The organism is Dokdonia sp. MED134 (assembly GCF_000152925.2).
Classification (GTDB): Bacteria; Bacteroidota; Bacteroidia; order Flavobacteriales; family Flavobacteriaceae; genus Dokdonia.
The window spans coordinates 2,342,616-2,356,853 of sequence record NZ_CP009301.1; the positions used below are offsets into that span (position 1 = coordinate 2,342,616).

The 14,238-nt window shown below is 38.5% G+C and carries 16 protein-coding genes; 10 read left to right on the plus strand and 6 right to left on the minus strand.

Annotation, left to right across the window (positions count from 1 at the left end):
- The first annotated feature begins 1 nt into the window (after position 1).
- Positions 2 to 1,954: an OmpA family protein gene (locus MED134_RS10325; protein ID WP_084811662.1), complete on the plus strand. Its 1,953-nt coding sequence runs from the start codon at positions 2 to 4 to the stop codon at positions 1,952 to 1,954.
- A 92-nt stretch (positions 1,955 to 2,046) separates the two neighbouring features.
- Here MED134_RS10325 and MED134_RS10330 read toward each other — a convergent pair whose 3' ends face one another.
- Complete coding sequence (locus MED134_RS10330; RefSeq protein ID WP_038598656.1) at positions 2,047 to 2,565, minus strand: DUF456 domain-containing protein; 519 nt, start codon at positions 2,563 to 2,565, stop codon at positions 2,047 to 2,049.
- A gap of 133 nt (positions 2,566 to 2,698) precedes the next feature.
- Between MED134_RS10330 and MED134_RS10335 the strand changes: the two genes are divergently transcribed.
- Genes MED134_RS10335 through MED134_RS10355 form a run of 5 tightly spaced genes read left to right on the plus strand, consistent with a single transcriptional unit; the run spans position 2,699 to position 7,894 of the window.
- The gene (locus tag MED134_RS10335) at positions 2,699 to 3,058 is read left to right on the plus strand and encodes a BlaI/MecI/CopY family transcriptional regulator (protein WP_038598658.1); all 360 of its coding nucleotides are present in this window, start codon (positions 2,699 to 2,701) and stop codon (positions 3,056 to 3,058) included.
- A gap of 2 nt (positions 3,059 to 3,060) precedes the next feature.
- Positions 3,061 to 4,662, plus strand: a complete 1,602-nt coding sequence (locus tag MED134_RS10340; RefSeq protein WP_038598661.1) for a M56 family metallopeptidase — start codon at positions 3,061 to 3,063, stop codon at positions 4,660 to 4,662.
- Between the two features lie 31 nt (positions 4,663 to 4,693).
- Positions 4,694 to 6,142 (plus strand): M56 family metallopeptidase, encoded by a 1,449-nt coding sequence (locus MED134_RS10345; protein ID WP_038598663.1) that lies wholly within the window; start codon positions 4,694 to 4,696, stop codon positions 6,140 to 6,142.
- A 3-nt stretch (positions 6,143 to 6,145) separates the two neighbouring features.
- Entirely contained in the window at positions 6,146 to 7,348 is a 1,203-nt protein-coding gene (locus MED134_RS10350) for a tetratricopeptide repeat protein (RefSeq protein ID WP_038598666.1), read from the plus strand.
- Positions 7,349 to 7,402: 54 nt separating this feature from the next.
- On the plus strand, positions 7,403 to 7,894 hold the full coding sequence (locus MED134_RS10355) for a hypothetical protein (protein WP_148305656.1): 492 nt from the start codon (positions 7,403 to 7,405) through the stop codon (positions 7,892 to 7,894).
- A gap of 17 nt (positions 7,895 to 7,911) precedes the next feature.
- Here the strand turns inward: MED134_RS10355 and MED134_RS10360 are convergent, their stop codons facing one another.
- Positions 7,912 to 9,048: a glycosyltransferase gene (locus MED134_RS10360; protein WP_038598672.1), complete on the minus strand. Its 1,137-nt coding sequence runs from the start codon at positions 9,046 to 9,048 to the stop codon at positions 7,912 to 7,914.
- Positions 9,048 to 10,010: a lysylphosphatidylglycerol synthase domain-containing protein gene (locus MED134_RS14765; protein ID WP_052084218.1), complete on the minus strand. Its 963-nt coding sequence runs from the start codon at positions 10,008 to 10,010 to the stop codon at positions 9,048 to 9,050. Before MED134_RS14765 ends, MED134_RS10360 begins: the two co-directional genes overlap by 1 nt.
- A gap of 43 nt (positions 10,011 to 10,053) precedes the next feature.
- On the opposite strand from MED134_RS14765, the gene ruvC reads away from it, so the two are divergent.
- From ruvC to MED134_RS10385, 4 genes are read left to right on the plus strand one after another with little or no spacing between them, the layout of a single operon-like run.
- Positions 10,054 to 10,608, plus strand: coding sequence for a crossover junction endodeoxyribonuclease RuvC (gene ruvC / locus MED134_RS10370; protein WP_035326806.1), 555 nt, complete (start codon positions 10,054 to 10,056; stop codon positions 10,606 to 10,608).
- 16 nt (positions 10,609 to 10,624) lie between these two features.
- Positions 10,625 to 11,758, plus strand: a complete 1,134-nt coding sequence (gene hemW / locus MED134_RS10375) for a radical SAM family heme chaperone HemW (RefSeq protein WP_038601172.1) — start codon at positions 10,625 to 10,627, stop codon at positions 11,756 to 11,758.
- Between the two features lie 43 nt (positions 11,759 to 11,801).
- Positions 11,802 to 12,560 carry a cyclase family protein gene (locus tag MED134_RS10380; protein ID WP_038598675.1) on the plus strand — a complete coding sequence of 253 codons (759 nt, stop codon included), beginning with the start codon at positions 11,802 to 11,804 and terminating at the stop codon, positions 12,558 to 12,560.
- Entirely contained in the window at positions 12,560 to 12,874 is a 315-nt protein-coding gene (locus tag MED134_RS10385; RefSeq protein ID WP_038598678.1) for an antibiotic biosynthesis monooxygenase family protein, read from the plus strand. The genes MED134_RS10380 and MED134_RS10385 overlap by 1 nt, the downstream gene beginning before the upstream one ends.
- Positions 12,875 to 12,881: 7 nt before the next feature.
- Here MED134_RS10385 and MED134_RS10390 read toward each other — a convergent pair whose 3' ends face one another.
- Genes MED134_RS10390 through MED134_RS10400 form a run of 3 tightly spaced genes read right to left on the minus strand, consistent with a single transcriptional unit; the run spans position 12,882 to position 14,234 of the window.
- The gene (locus MED134_RS10390; protein WP_038598680.1) at positions 12,882 to 13,364 is read right to left on the minus strand and encodes a YciI family protein; all 483 of its coding nucleotides are present in this window, start codon (positions 13,362 to 13,364) and stop codon (positions 12,882 to 12,884) included.
- Between the two features lies 1 nt (position 13,365).
- A complete protein-coding gene (locus MED134_RS10395) occupies positions 13,366 to 13,833 on the minus strand; it encodes a CYTH domain-containing protein (RefSeq protein WP_038598682.1) in 468 nt (155 codons plus the stop codon).
- Positions 13,834 to 13,856: 23 nt separating this feature from the next.
- Complete coding sequence (locus MED134_RS10400; protein WP_038598685.1) at positions 13,857 to 14,234, minus strand: VOC family protein; 378 nt, start codon at positions 14,232 to 14,234, stop codon at positions 13,857 to 13,859.
- Positions 14,235 to 14,238: the final 4 nt, after the last annotated feature.

Here is a 14,238-nt window from a genome sequence, read left to right on the forward strand (position 1 = left end):
TATGATGATTAAAACGATTAATATTTGTTTATGTATCCTTTTCTTAGGAGCAGTAGGACTTTATGCCCAAGAAGGTAAAATAGATAGAGCAGATAAGAAGTTTGACCAATACGCATTTGTAGATGCACGTAAAATTTATCTTGAAGTAGCAGACAAAGGATATGAGTCTGCAGATTTATTCCAGAAAATTGCAGATAGTTATTACTTCAATGCTGGTTATGCAGATGCTCAAGTTTGGTATGAGAAGTTAATATCAACCTTTCCAGATGAGATAAAGCCAGAGTACTACTTTAGGTACTCACAAACATTACGTGCCTTAAAAAATTATGATAAGGCAGATGATATGATGGCTACTTTTAATGACCTCAACGGAGATGATGTTAGAGCGGTACTTTTTGAAGCAGAGCCTAATTACTTGAAGAACATAGATTACAAAAAAAGCACATACACTGTGCAGGATATACGTAGTATCAATTCGCGCTACTCAGATTTTGCACCTACTGAGTATGAAGGCAAACTCATTTTTGCTTCTTCGAGAGATACAGGAGGTGTTTCAAAAAAAATACATAAATGGAATAATGAACCATTTTTAGACCTTTATGAAACTAAGGTAGGAGAGCAGACAGAAAGCTACAGTAAGCCAAAAAATTATAGTAGAGAACTCAACTCAAAATTTCACGAAAGTACTACCACCTTTACAAAGGATGGTCAAACTGTATACTTCACACGTAACAATTATAATAAAGGAACGTATAAGAAGTCTAAGGAAGGAACTAATAAACTTAAGATTTATAAATCACGTAAAAAGAATGGTCGCTGGAGCACACCAGTAGAAATGCCTTTTAATAGTGATGAGTACTCTACGGCACACCCAGCATTAAATGAAGATAATACAAAGCTGTATTTTGCATCAGATATGCCAGGTACACTAGGTTTGTCAGATATCTGGGTAGTAAATGTAGATAGTACAGATGTAGTAAGTGAGCCAGTAAACTTAGGAAGACCCATTAATACAGAAGGAAGAGAGACCTTTCCATTTTTAAGTGACAACGGAGTGCTTTACTTTTCGTCAGACGGGCATCCAGGTCTTGGAGGTCTTGATGTATTTGCTACAGCACCAGATGCAAGTGGTAATGCTCAAGATGTTATAGATAATATAGGAGAGCCTATTAATAGTTCTTATGACGACTTTACATTTATTGTAAACGAGGATACTAAAGTGGGTTATTTTGCCTCAAACCGTAAACAAGGAGTAGGTAGTGATGATATCTATAAATTTACAAAAGAAGAAATACCTTGTGAGATTGAGCTTGTAGGCGTTGTTACAGATAAAGATTCTGGAGAACCCATTCCAGAGGCAACAGTTACACTTCTAGATTATGAAGGAAACGTTGTGACTACAGTGGCGACTACAGCTAGCGGATATTATGCCTTTGATAACTCTTATTGTGATACACAATACATTATACGAGGAGCAAAAGAGACTTATAGTGGAGCAGAGGCAATCACAAAGACACCAGATGTTTCTGGCACAGTGACTAATGACCTTGAGTTATCCCTATTACAAAAACCTATTAAAGTAGGTGATGACCTTGCAAAAATACTTGAGCTCAACCCAATCTATTTTGATTTTGATAGATTTAATATTCGTCCAGATGCAGCCTTAGAGCTAGAAAAAGTCCTTGCAGTTATGCGTGAGTATCCTAATATGGTTATAGATGTACGTTCTCATACAGATAGTAGAGGTAATGATTCATACAACTTAAGTCTGTCAGACAAGCGAGCAAAATCTACTGTAAACTATATCATTGCAGAGGGAATCTCTTCATCTAGAATCTCAGGTAGAGGATACGGAGAGACACAACTTACTAATGAATGTTCTAACGGAGTACAATGTTCTGAAGAAGCACACCAGCTTAACAGGCGTTCAGAATTTATTGTAATAAGTAACTAGAAGAAACTTACTACTTATATCTAAAACCCCTTTTCTTACGGAGAGGGGTTTTTTTACGCTTTCGCGAAAGCGCACTCATACACTTGTTAGCACTACCCTAAAGAAAAAATTACACCTTTGTGCTCAATAACTTGTAGCACATACAAGACTAAGAATACCATTGTAACCACAGCTTTTATAAATGTAGAAGCTATAAAGCCTATAAAGGACCCTAGCGCTGCTTTTAGGGCAACCTGAGTACTAGTCTTATTAAAGCTGAGTTCACCTATAAAAGCGCCTATAAATGCCCCTATAAGAAAGCCCAAGGGTATGGGGCTAAGTAATCCCACAACAAGGCCTACGGTAGTACCTATGGCACCTGCTTTACTACCCCCATATCGTTTTGTGCCCATTGCAGGGATGATATAATCAAGTATGGTGATTGCAACCGCCACAGCTAGCGTAATGCCTAAAAATGTCCAGTCTTGCGGTACAGCATCTGTTAAGTGAAGGGTTAACAAACCTAGCCAACTTAAAGGCGGGCCAGGTATCACGGGTAAAAAACTGCCCACTATACCAGCTATAACCAGCAATAGGCCTACAAAAACTAAAAAAAGATCTACATAATTCATCGCCTATAAGACGTCAAAATGTTATAATGTTACATTTTTTAAACTAAAACATTAGTTTAAACTAAATATTTAGTTATATTTGATGTGTCGATGCTCAATATATTGACATACAGACTATTCAATTCCAGTATTTATGAAACAACTTACAAAGGCAGAAGAAGAGGTAATGCAATTATTATGGGTAGCACAAAAGGCAAACGTGGCACAACTCATCGAGCAAATGCCAGAGCCTAAGCCTGCTTACAATACCATATCTACCATCATACGGATTTTAGAAAATAAAGGCTTTGTAGGTCACGAGAAGGAGGGAAGAGGTTATATCTATCACCCTCTTGTGACTAAGGAGGTTTACAGCAACGCCTCTATGCATAAAATGATGGACAGCTACTTTAATGGTAGTTTTAAAAGTATGGTAAGCTTCTTTGTAAAAAAGAATGATCTAGATGTAAAAGAGCTGGAATCTATTCTGAGCGAAATTAATAAAGACAAGTAATTATGGGATCTTACAGTATACAAGTTATCTGTTTTCAAGCATTATTTCTGGCAGTGTATTACCTGCTTTTAAGAAAAGAGACCTTTTTCTCATATAACAGAATATACCTGCTAGTCACTCCCGTAATTGCACTAGCATTACCGTTTATAAAAATCACAATGTTACAAACGGTGGTGCCTGTAGAGACTTTTGCCAGTGTACTCCCAGAGGTTGTAATAGGTGATGCGGCAGTTGCTACACCTACAGATGCGGCTCCCGTTACAGGTTCTTTCTCTATACCGTGGTTACAAATTTATATTGCAGGTGTGGTGATTAGTCTAGTTGTACTCATCATAAAGATTAAAAAATTTACGAGCTACTTTTCCTATAAACAGAAAGGGTCTAGCATCATAGAGATTCCTTCATCTACAGAGGCTTTTACATTTTTTAATTACATATTTATTGGAGCAGATATAGATACGCTTTCGCGAAAGCAAATACTTACCCACGAACAGATACACGCAAAGCAAGGTCATACTTGGGATCTCATCTTTTTTGAGATTTTGAAAGTAGTACTGTGGTTTAACCCTATAACCTATTTATATCAAAAAAATATAAGTATCGTACACGAGTACCTAGCAGATCAAAAAGCAACCGAAGGTATCTCAAAATACACCTATTATGAAGAGTTACTTAACACCGCCTTTGGCACAAGTAAACTCTCATTTACAAATACATTTTTTAATCAATCATTAATCAAAAAACGAATCGTTATGTTACAAAAATCCAAGTCGAAACAAAGTGCGCTTATTAAATACATTGTAATAGTTCCGCTCATTTTAGCAATGCTTGTACAAGTCTCTTGGGCACAAAACTCAAATCAGTCAGGTGAAGTAGAAAGAGAGAATTTCACATTGATGGAAAATAACCTGCATAATGAGAAAATACACTACTCTATTATTGTTATAGATACTTTAAAATTGACTGATAATGAGAATGCGTTTATAACAGCTGTAAAAAACGATAAATCTTTAGATTCAAAAGATTTTGATCCAGCAAAAGGGAATGAGCCAGTATTCGAAACCATAAATAAATTTCTTACGTTTTCAAGTAAGGAGGATATTATTGAGCTCAAAGAAAAATTTGACATAAAATCTTATACACTTCAGGAACTACAGACAAAATATAACTTAAAAAACACTTATGCTTCTCAGATCACTTATAGAGAAGAGGTTGAAGTTGTTGAAGAAGAAGAGGAGGTTGTTGGTATTCCTTACGCAGTGATAGAAAATGTCCCAACCTATCCTGGTTGTGAAGATTTAGTAGGTAATGATGCTCAAAAAGTGTGTATGTCTAATAATGTGTCTAAGTACGTAAACCGTAATTTCAATATGAATATTGCTAAAGATTTAGGACTTACAGGAGTTAATAGAATCTTTGTTTCTTTTAGAATAAATAAAACAGGGCAAGTAGATAATGTAAGAGTAAGAGCGCCTCACGAAGCTCTCGAAGAAGAAACGAGAAGAGTTATTTATAACCTACCTCAAATGAAGCCTGGCAAGCAAGGAGGAGAAAATGTTGGCGTTCTCTACAGTCTACCTATCACATTTCAAATAGCTAAATAATTTTTAATAAAAAACAGAAACCATTGGTTTTATGGCTTTACAATACATTATACAAGTTATCTGTTTTCAAGCATTATTTCTGGCAGTGTATTACCTGCTTTTAAGAAAAGAGACCTTTTTCTCTTATAACAGAATATACCTGCTAGTCACTCCCGTAATTGCACTAGCATTGCCATTTATAAAAATCGCAATGTTACAAACGGTGGTGCCTGTAGATACCTTTGCCAGTGTACTCCCTGAGGTTGTAATAGGTGATGCGGCAGTTGCTACACCTACAGATGCGGCTCCCGTTACAAAGTCTTTTACCATACCGTGGTTACAAATTTATATGGCTGGTGTGGTGATTAGTCTAGTTGTGCTCACCATAAAGATTAAAAAATTTACGAGCTACTTTTCCTATAAACAGAAAGGGTCTAGCATCATCGAGATTCCTTCATCTACAGAGGCTTTTACATTTTTTAATTACATATTTATTGGGGCAGATATAGATACGCTTTCGCGAAAGCAAATACTTACCCACGAACAGATACACGCAAAGCAAGGGCATACTTGGGATCTCATCTTTTTTGAGATTTTGAAAGTAGTACTGTGGTTTAACCCTATTACCTATTTATATCAAAAAAATATAAGTATCGTACACGAGTACCTAGCAGATCAAAAAGCAACCGAAGGTATCTCAAAATACACCTATTATGAAGAGTTGCTTAACACAGCCTTTGGCACAAGTAAACTCTCATTTACAAATACATTTTTTAATCAATCATTAATCAAAAAACGAATCGTTATGTTACAAAAATCAAAATCACAAAAAAGCGCATTAGCAAAGTATTTACTCTTAATTCCACTTGTACTTGGAATGCTCGTGTATGTTTCTTGCTCTGAAGATAATAGCGTAGAGAGTGAGCGAACCTTAGAACAAGAGATTGCAGAATTACAAATTGCACTAGAGCAAAAAGAAGAACTTACAGAGAGCGAGAGAAAACTTTTTAATCAACTTAATAAAACGTTATTAGAAAAAGGTGGTAACAAGAGTGTCTATACTTACGATATGGGAGCAAAAGATGATGAAATAGTAGAAGTGCTCGAAGTAGAACGTGTTTATGATGTAGATGAGAACGGAAATATCCCATTTGCTGTGATAGATGAAGTTCCAGTTTTTCCAGGATGTGAGTCTCTTACCTCAAACGAGCAATTAAGGAAATGTATGTCTCAAAAGGTAAGCGCTTTAATTAACGCTAACTTTAATATTACATTAGGTAAGGAGCTAAATCTCAAGGGTACTAACAGAATTTTTGCAAGCTTTAAAATTGATAAAAACGGATATATCACAAACTTAAGAACACGCTCGCCACACCCAGATCTTGATGCTGAAGCACAGCGTGTGATTTCTATGTTACCAAAAATGAAACCTGGTAAGCATAATGGCGAAGTAGTAGGCGTTCTCTACAGTCTCCCTATCACGTTTCAAATAGCAGAGTAACCTATGAAAAAACTATTTATAGTAATTGTAATTGGAATGATATCAAAAGTCGGGGCGCAAGCTCCGGCTTTGGCTGTTGCAGATAGTTTATACGCTACTGGTGAGTATACAAAGGCAATAGCCCAGTATGAGAAGATTCAAGAACCTACGGCACGTATATGGTTACAAATAGCCAGAGCATATAAAGGAAAGGGAGCAAAAACAGCTGCTCTTAACTTTTATAAAAATTCACTAGAGCTTAACGATAAGCAACCCATCGCCGCAACCGAGTATGGAAGGTTACTCCTCACAAAATCAAAATTTAAAGAAGCAGACAGTGTTTTTTCTATACTTTCAACGATATACCCCACAAATGCCGAGTATCACTATCAATGGGGTCGAGCACTTAAAAAGACCGCGGTAAAGGACACCTTAGTTTTAAATAAAAAAGTAGATAATGAAAAGATAGATACCTCAGAAAAGGCTTTTGCAAAAGCAGTCCAGCTGGACTCAACACATCAAAAGGCAATGTTTGAACTGGCAAAGTATCACTTGGGTCATAAAAACTATCCAGAGGTAGAGACGATCTGTAAAAAAGCACTTGAAAGCGAGCCAGAAAATATTGAGATTATAGGCGTGCTGGCTCAAAGTTATTATTACAAAGGCTGGTGGATAGAGGCAATAGATCTTTTTAACCAGTTGCTCGATATGGGAGTAGATACCTTATTTGTGAGAAATAAACTAGGGCGTGCCTACTACGAGAAAAGAATGTATCCAGAGGCTATTGAGGCTTATGAAGAAGTACTTGCTTATGATGACGAAGACTGGGGTACACTTATCACCCTTGCTAGGTTATATAACTTTAATCGTGAGTATGACAAGGCCTTAGAGTATGGAAAAAAAGCCTTGTATTTCAAAGATCTACCACTAGATGATGTGTATTACACAATGGGTCGAGCGTATGAATTTAAGAAGAATTATGAGCAGGCGATGAAGTACTACAGAAATTCTACTAAGGAAGATGCAAATAACCTTGATGCGGTCTATGCAACCGCTGTCGCTGCAGATAATTATTATGAAGATAAGGAAGAGGTACTCAAACTCTATGAGAAGTTTGTGGCACAGTCTAAGAAATTAGAAAAGCGTCCTTACTTAGCAAGAATTGCTCAAGAGCGAATGACACTACTCAAAAGAGAAATTTTTGAGGCACAAGAGAAGAAACAGTAGGCCAGCGATGGTCGCTTTTTGGAGCGGTTTAAATATTGTATTTTCGAGCTACGTATGAAATGGTTTTTACATCGTGGCTTATTGATAATCACAGCAGTAGTTGTGATGACTTCGTGCGACCAGATTGAAACCAAAAAAATATCTTCTTCGCAGTACCTTTCTGAGAGTTGGAAGGCAATAGATCTACATAGAGTAGATGGGTATCCCACTTTTGATACCTGTGCTACATTGCCAGAAGGGGAGCCGCTTAAGGCTTGTTTTCAAGAGACGGTTACAAAGACCTTTTACGAGTCATTTGGAAAACATACCATCGTAGTGCAACGCGCTCTAGACGACACTATATTTGTAGACTTTGTAGTAAACGAAAAAGGGAAGTACTGCATAGATACACTCAAAATCGCTCAAGAAATCCGCACAGAAATCCCTCGCCTAGAACAGTGGATACACGAAGCCGCAAGACAATTACCAGAAGCAAAACCTGCAACTAAAGAAGGAGTACCCGTAAAGACACGATTTAAAATCCCCGTGGTTTTAAAGGTGGAGTAATTGTAAGGCACCATAAACTATTGCTTGTAGTTGCGACCTTTCCATTGATACCCAGTAGTAAGCGATCTTAAGGCTATAAAGGTGCTTATAAAAGGGTAACAAACCATCACTACTGGATACCATTTTAAATACCTTTTTCGGTTATAAAAAAAAGCTTCGGTGGCAATGAGGATAACATCAACTACAAGTTTTATGACTAAGCTCATTAATATGATGGATTGGGTTTCCGCTTTCGCGAAAGCGTAATAAAGAACTCCCACAACACTTAAAAGATTAACACCCAAAACAAGAATCCCCATTAGTTTTGAGAACCAAAAGGTATAAGCACTAGACTTTGCCGCCCAGCGTGTGCGCTGTGCTATAAATATATTCCACTGCTCTTGAGGCTGTGTGGTTACAATAGCATCTGGAGAGCGTAAATAGCTTATCCTATTTTTAAATTTCTCTTGAAATTTCTCGAGTAAAAAATGATCATCTCCACTAGCGATATGATTATTATTTGCAAAGCCTTGAACGGCTGTAAATGCTTCTTTATCATAAGCGAGATTTGCTCCGTTACATAAAAATGGTAAGCCCATATAAAAGCTTCCGGCGGTTGCGCCCATAAGACTTAAAAAGTCCAATTGCTCATAGGCAGTTAAAAATGAAGGCTGAACCGTGGTGCCAATAGCAACGGGCATAATCACCATAAGTGGTGATTGTTGCTGGATAATAGCGTCTAATGTGTTGAGCCAATTTACGGGCACGGTACAGTCGGCATCTGTGGTCACAATCCACTGGTGTTTACTGGTATGGATGGCGGTCTGGAGTGCATCTTTCTTTGGCGATGCAGAGGTGCGCACGTTGTCTATGACATCAATATTTGTAAGCGCATATTGCGATATGCACTTATTTATGACCTCGAGAGAGTTGTCTGTAGAGGCGTCATTTACTAAGATGATTTCCCAGCTGTTTTGTGGATAGTCAACTTCGGCTAGTGATTGCAGCAAGTTAGTAAGATGCGCTTCTTCATTTCTAAAGGGTACAATAACAGTAAATGTGGTAGTTGGGGTGTCACAAGTTTGTGAGAACGTACCAGCGCGATTAATCTCAAGCGCAAAGCCGAGGATGATAATTCCATAGAGCAAGAATACAAAAAACAGCATCCAGATCATTATACGCTCTTTATGGTGCTAGTAGGCTTTTGCACTAGCAAAAAGTAGGCGCCAGGTAATAGCGGTATTACTACATTGAGCAGCCACATTAAAAGTACAGTACTTAATACAATCTCTTCGGGTACATTAAACCAGCCAAAAATGAGAACAGCCACACCACCGCGCACCACTACATCTAGTAACTGCATTACAGGTATGAGCGAGCTCACAAGGTAGGTAGCACAAATGCACGCCATTACAAAAGGATAACTTGTGGTAGCACCTAGCAGGTAGAGAATGAGGTAAAACTGATGTGCAAATATGATATATCGTATAATGGAAAACAGGCGCACCTTCTTTTTAATAGGTGCAGCAATAGATTTCCAGTACTTCTTGATTTTATACCAAGGATTTCCCTTGAGTGTCCAGTGTACACTTCGTAGTATTTTTGGGAGTATCTGGTACAATACGAGTGCCATAAATATGCTTAAACTCCAAAAGAATATCGCTGTTCCACTAGTAAAAAAGGCAATAATCCCTAAACCTATGCTCCCAAAAATAAGCGTCGCCAGCAGCTGATACATATTGCCTATAAAGTTTAAGAAGAGTATCTGCTTGCGTTGCTCTTTCGGATAATAGAGCGCCTTTGCACCATAGTCTCCAGCTTTGGCAGGAGTTACAAACCCTACGAGGTGAGCGGTGAGGGTTTGTATTGCGCTTTCGCGAAAGCGTACTAGTCTATATATACTCACTAGAGTTTGCCATTTCTTGATTTCAAAAAACCAGTTGGCAGCGGTAAGTAATAGTATGATTATAATATAGAGATATAACGATGATGTGCTAATTTCAGAAAGCTGAAATTGTAGTGACCGTAAATCACCGCGATCTAGTTTGTCATAAATAAAATAGCCAGCCAGTAGTACAATGAGAATCTTAAGAGTCGCCCAGAGTAATTGCGTAGCTTTGTGAGATAATCTAGGCATTCATTTCTTTGTTAAGGATGAGCACAAAGTAACAATAAAAGCATTGGCAGACGAAAAAATCATATTAGGTATTGATCCAGGAACCACTATTATGGGTTTTGGACTTATCAAGGTTGTGGGTAAAAAGATGGAGTTTATGCAACTCAATGAGTTATTGTTACAAAAGTATAATGACCCTTATGTGAAGCTCAAACTCATTTTTGAGCGCACCATACATCTTATAGATACGTATCACCCAGATGAGATTGCGATAGAGGCACCGTTTTTTGGCAAGAATGTACAAAGTATGCTCAAGCTAGGTAGAGCGCAAGGAGTGGCGATGGCAGCAGGTTTATCTCGAGAAATCCCTATCACAGAGTATCTTCCTAAAAAGATTAAAATGGCCGTTACTGGAAATGGTAATGCAAGTAAGGAGCAGGTGGCAAGAATGCTACAGTCTTTACTAAAACTTAAAACCTTGCCTAAAAACTTAGACGCTACAGATGGTCTTGCCGCAGCAGTGTGTCACTTTTATAATTCTGGAAAAGTAGAAATAGGTAAGAGTTACTCGGGCTGGGAGAGCTTTGTAAAGCAAAATGAAAAACGAGTTAAGAAGTGATATTTCTTTAAAACATATGGCATCCATCTACATCCACATACCATTTTGCAAGCAGGCGTGTCACTATTGTGATTTTCACTTTTCGACCACGATGGGTAAAAAAGAGGAAATGATAACGGCTATCATAAGCGAACTTGAGATGCGTAAAGCCGAGTTTGAAAATGATGAGGTGTCTAATCTTTATTTTGGCGGCGGGACACCTTCTGTCTTAAACACTGAAGAGATTGAACAAATTATAGATGCTTGCTACACACATTACAAGATTGAAAAAGATCCAGAGATTACCCTAGAAGCAAATCCAGACGATCTTACTGAGCAAAAAATAAGAGAGCTCGCAGCATCGCCCATTAATAGATTGAGTATAGGCGTGCAATCATTTTATGAAGAAGATCTTAAATTAATGAACCGTGCTCATAACGCTCAAGAGGCAATAGACTGCCTGAGATTAACAAGAGCAACCTTTCCTAACAGTTCGCTAGATCTTATTTATGGAATCCCTGGGATGAGTAATGAGCGCTGGGAGCAGAATATAGATAAAGTACTAGCACTAGACCTACCTCATATATCTGCCTACGCGCTTACGGTAGAGCCTAAGACGGCCTTAGAAAATTTCATTAAAAAAGGAATTGTACCTCCGGTAGAAGATGAGGTGGCACAACAGCATCACGAGCTATTAATACGTAAGATGGAAGCTGCTGGTTATGAAAATTACGAGTTTTCAAACTTTGCAAAACCAGGTTATCATTCTAGAAATAATACGGCATACTGGCAAGGAAAAAAATACATAGGTATAGGTCCCTCTGCACATAGCTATGATGGTAAGCGCCGCGCGTGGAATATAAATAACAACCCAAAGTACATAAAAGCAATCACGGCTGGAGAGCTACCTCAAGAGGTAGAAGAGCTCTCGCTCACAGATCAGTATAATGAGTATGTAATGACGAGATTGCGCACGCAGTATGGAGTTTCTTTACTTGAGATAAAAACACAATATGGCGAGCGTTTTTATAACTACTTCTTAGAACACGCTCAGAAACACATAGAGGAACATTTACTTTTTATAGAAGAAGATAGAGTCTATGTGAGTAAAAAAGGAAAGTTTTTAAGTGATGGTATTGCGAGTGATCTCTTTCTTTTAAACTTGCAGTAATCTCGCAGAGTATTTGGTATCTTTAAGCTTCATTGCCATTGTTATGCTAGCCACTATTACCCACAATAAAAAAACATACAACGTAGATTTATCAAAACCTATTGATATCTCAATCCCGCTTACAGATAAAAAAAATCCGCTGGCTTGGTATATTGACCCGCCTAAGTTTGAGACAGTCACAGATGGCGAGTGGGTAGGTAGCGTGCGCAAGGGAGGCGATGTAAATTTTACTACCATCACCTTTAACCCACATTCTCACGGCACGCATACAGAGACCGCTGGTCATATCACAGAAAAGGTGCATAGCATTAATAAAAATCTCAAAACATTTTTCTTTATCGCAGAGGTGGTGACAGTCATACCAGAGCCGCTTGATAATGAAGATGATGATTTTATACTAAGTGATAAGCAGTTTAAAAACCTACTTAAAGATAAATCACCAGAAGCTTTGGTGATACGCACATTGCCTAACGCACGCGAAAAGAAAACAATGAACTGGTCTAACACAAACTGGCCATTTGTAGATGATAGGGCGATGGTACGCTTTCGCGAAAGCGGTATAAAACACCTCCTCATAGATTTACCTAGTGTAGATAAAGAAAAAGATGGCGGAGAGCTCAAGGGGCATCACGCGTTTTGGGATGTAAATGGTGAGATACGACTAGATGCAACCATTACAGAGATGATCTATGTGCCGCATAAAATTCCAGACGGGACGTATCTTCTTAATCTCCAGATTGCCTCTTTTGAAAATGATGCCACACCTAGTAAACCCATTTTATATAAAATCGAAACAGAATAATGCAACCACCTTACTACGCTGTAATCTTTACGTCTACACAAACCAGTAGCACAAGAGGCTATAAACAAGCAGCAGATCTTATGGAGGAGCTGGCCGCAACAATGCCTGGTTTTCTGGGAGTAGAGGGAGCTAGAAATGATAGTGACCACCTAGGGATTACGGTATCATACTGGCGCTCGCTAGAAGACATTGCAAGATGGAAAGCCCAAGCAGAGCATCAAGGTGCGCAACGTATGGGAAAGTCAGACTGGTATGATAACTATACGGTGAGAATATGCAAGGTGGAAAGAGAATATAGCTTTGATAAAAAGTAAGTGTTTCCTATCTCAAGCCGTAACCTTTTCCAGCCCAAAATGGTTTTATATCTACTACCAGTCGGCCACTTTGTACTGCGGGATCTAGGCGTACGAGACTATCTGCTGTGGCAAGGTTAGGGACGTTGTAAATGGTTATTCCCTGTGTAATACCTAAGCTATCTTCTAGAGGTCCAGATATATCTGCATAGCCTAGCTCGTACATACGACCTAGATGCGCGCGATGTCCTTTTTGAATCTCTGCCGCCTCATCTTCACTTTGCGCTCTATTAGGTCCCGTATTGAGAAAAGCTAAAAAATACTTTTGCATAATTACCGTGTCCTGAATATCATTATCGTAATAATCGAATATCTCAAAACCATTGGCTTTTAGATCTGCAATTTGTTGTGCTTTGCTAGCTGTGGCGGTTACAGGGCTCGTATTTGTCTCAACCTTAGATTGACAACTTATTAGTAGTACGAGTACTAAGAAAGTGAATGTAATTTTCATTTTACCAATTTTTAAAAGGATTCTTAGATAGCTGCGAGTTGTAGTACTTATTATCTCCTGTCACTTCGTTGCCTATCCATTCTGGTGTTGTAAAATCTTCTTCTTCAGCGTTGAGTTCTATTTCGGCGATGGTTAGTCCTTCGTTATCTCCATAAAATTCATCTATTTCCCAAGTGTGATTACCTGCGGTATACTCGTAACGTGTTTTATCTATAACTCCGGGAAGGCATAGTGATAGAAGCGTTTGCGCCTTGTCTACTGCGATTTCTTCTTCTATTTCTACACGCGTAGTACCGCTATCGTTTGATTTTCCTTTAATGGTAAGAAAGCCTTTCTCGCCTTTGATTCGCACTCTTACAGTTCGCTCAGGATCTGTACTTAGATAGCCTTGGGTAATACGAGTTGCCTTTTGAGCAACTTCTTTATAAGCCGCTGAGGTTACTAGGAATTTTCGTTCTATTTCTAACATAATGTTGCTGTTATATCTAGCCTTTAGTTAATGCGCCACGGCGGGTTTTTGCGATTATCACCAGCATAGTAAAGAATAATTTGATTCCCATCTGGATCCTTAAGTCTTGCCTCTCGCCACAACCACGACTGGTCTGTGGGCAATAGGTCAAAAGTAACATTCTCCCCTTGTAATCGTGCCACTTCTTGGTCTAAACGCTCTGTTTCAAAATATACCGTTACCCCAGCACCTGCAGGTAGCTCATCTACAAGATGTATAGAAAACGTAGCATCTCCCTCCAGGCACTCAAAGCGTGCATAATGTGGCAAGGCTTTTACAATGAGACGCAATCCTAGTTGCTCATAAAAAGCAATGGAAGTTTCAAGATCTAGTGACGGTACGGTGATTTGGTTGAGGTTCATAGCG

What these genes read in the sequence shown, in the direction of transcription:
- MED134_RS10360 (WP_038598672.1), bottom strand. Translation starts at nt 9,048, where the DNA reads ATGATCTGGATGCTGTTTTTTGTATTCTTGCTCTATGGAATTATCATC.
- MED134_RS10395 (WP_038598682.1), bottom strand. Translation starts at nt 13,833, where the DNA reads ATGTTAGAAATAGAACGAAAATTCCTAGTAACCTCAGCGGCTTATAAA.
- MED134_RS10345 (WP_038598663.1), top strand. Translation starts at nt 4,694, where the DNA reads ATGGCTTTACAATACATTATACAAGTTATCTGTTTTCAAGCATTATTT.
- MED134_RS10350 (WP_038598666.1), top strand. Translation starts at nt 6,146, where the DNA reads ATGAAAAAACTATTTATAGTAATTGTAATTGGAATGATATCAAAAGTC.
- MED134_RS10330 (WP_038598656.1), bottom strand. Translation starts at nt 2,565, where the DNA reads ATGAATTATGTAGATCTTTTTTTAGTTTTTGTAGGCCTATTGCTGGTT.
- hemW (WP_038601172.1), top strand. Translation starts at nt 10,625, where the DNA reads ATGGCATCCATCTACATCCACATACCATTTTGCAAGCAGGCGTGTCAC.
- MED134_RS10385 (WP_038598678.1), top strand. Translation starts at nt 12,560, where the DNA reads ATGCAACCACCTTACTACGCTGTAATCTTTACGTCTACACAAACCAGT.
- MED134_RS10390 (WP_038598680.1), bottom strand. Translation starts at nt 13,364, where the DNA reads ATGAAAATTACATTCACTTTCTTAGTACTCGTACTACTAATAAGTTGT.
- MED134_RS10335 (WP_038598658.1), top strand. Translation starts at nt 2,699, where the DNA reads ATGAAACAACTTACAAAGGCAGAAGAAGAGGTAATGCAATTATTATGG.
- MED134_RS10380 (WP_038598675.1), top strand. Translation starts at nt 11,802, where the DNA reads ATGCTAGCCACTATTACCCACAATAAAAAAACATACAACGTAGATTTA.
- MED134_RS10340 (WP_038598661.1), top strand. Translation starts at nt 3,061, where the DNA reads ATGGGATCTTACAGTATACAAGTTATCTGTTTTCAAGCATTATTTCTG.
- MED134_RS14765 (WP_052084218.1), bottom strand. Translation starts at nt 10,010, where the DNA reads ATGCCTAGATTATCTCACAAAGCTACGCAATTACTCTGGGCGACTCTT.
- MED134_RS10355 (WP_148305656.1), top strand. Translation starts at nt 7,403, where the DNA reads ATGAAATGGTTTTTACATCGTGGCTTATTGATAATCACAGCAGTAGTT.
- MED134_RS10325 (WP_084811662.1), top strand. Translation starts at nt 2, where the DNA reads ATGATGATTAAAACGATTAATATTTGTTTATGTATCCTTTTCTTAGGA.
- MED134_RS10400 (WP_038598685.1), bottom strand. Translation starts at nt 14,234, where the DNA reads ATGAACCTCAACCAAATCACCGTACCGTCACTAGATCTTGAAACTTCC.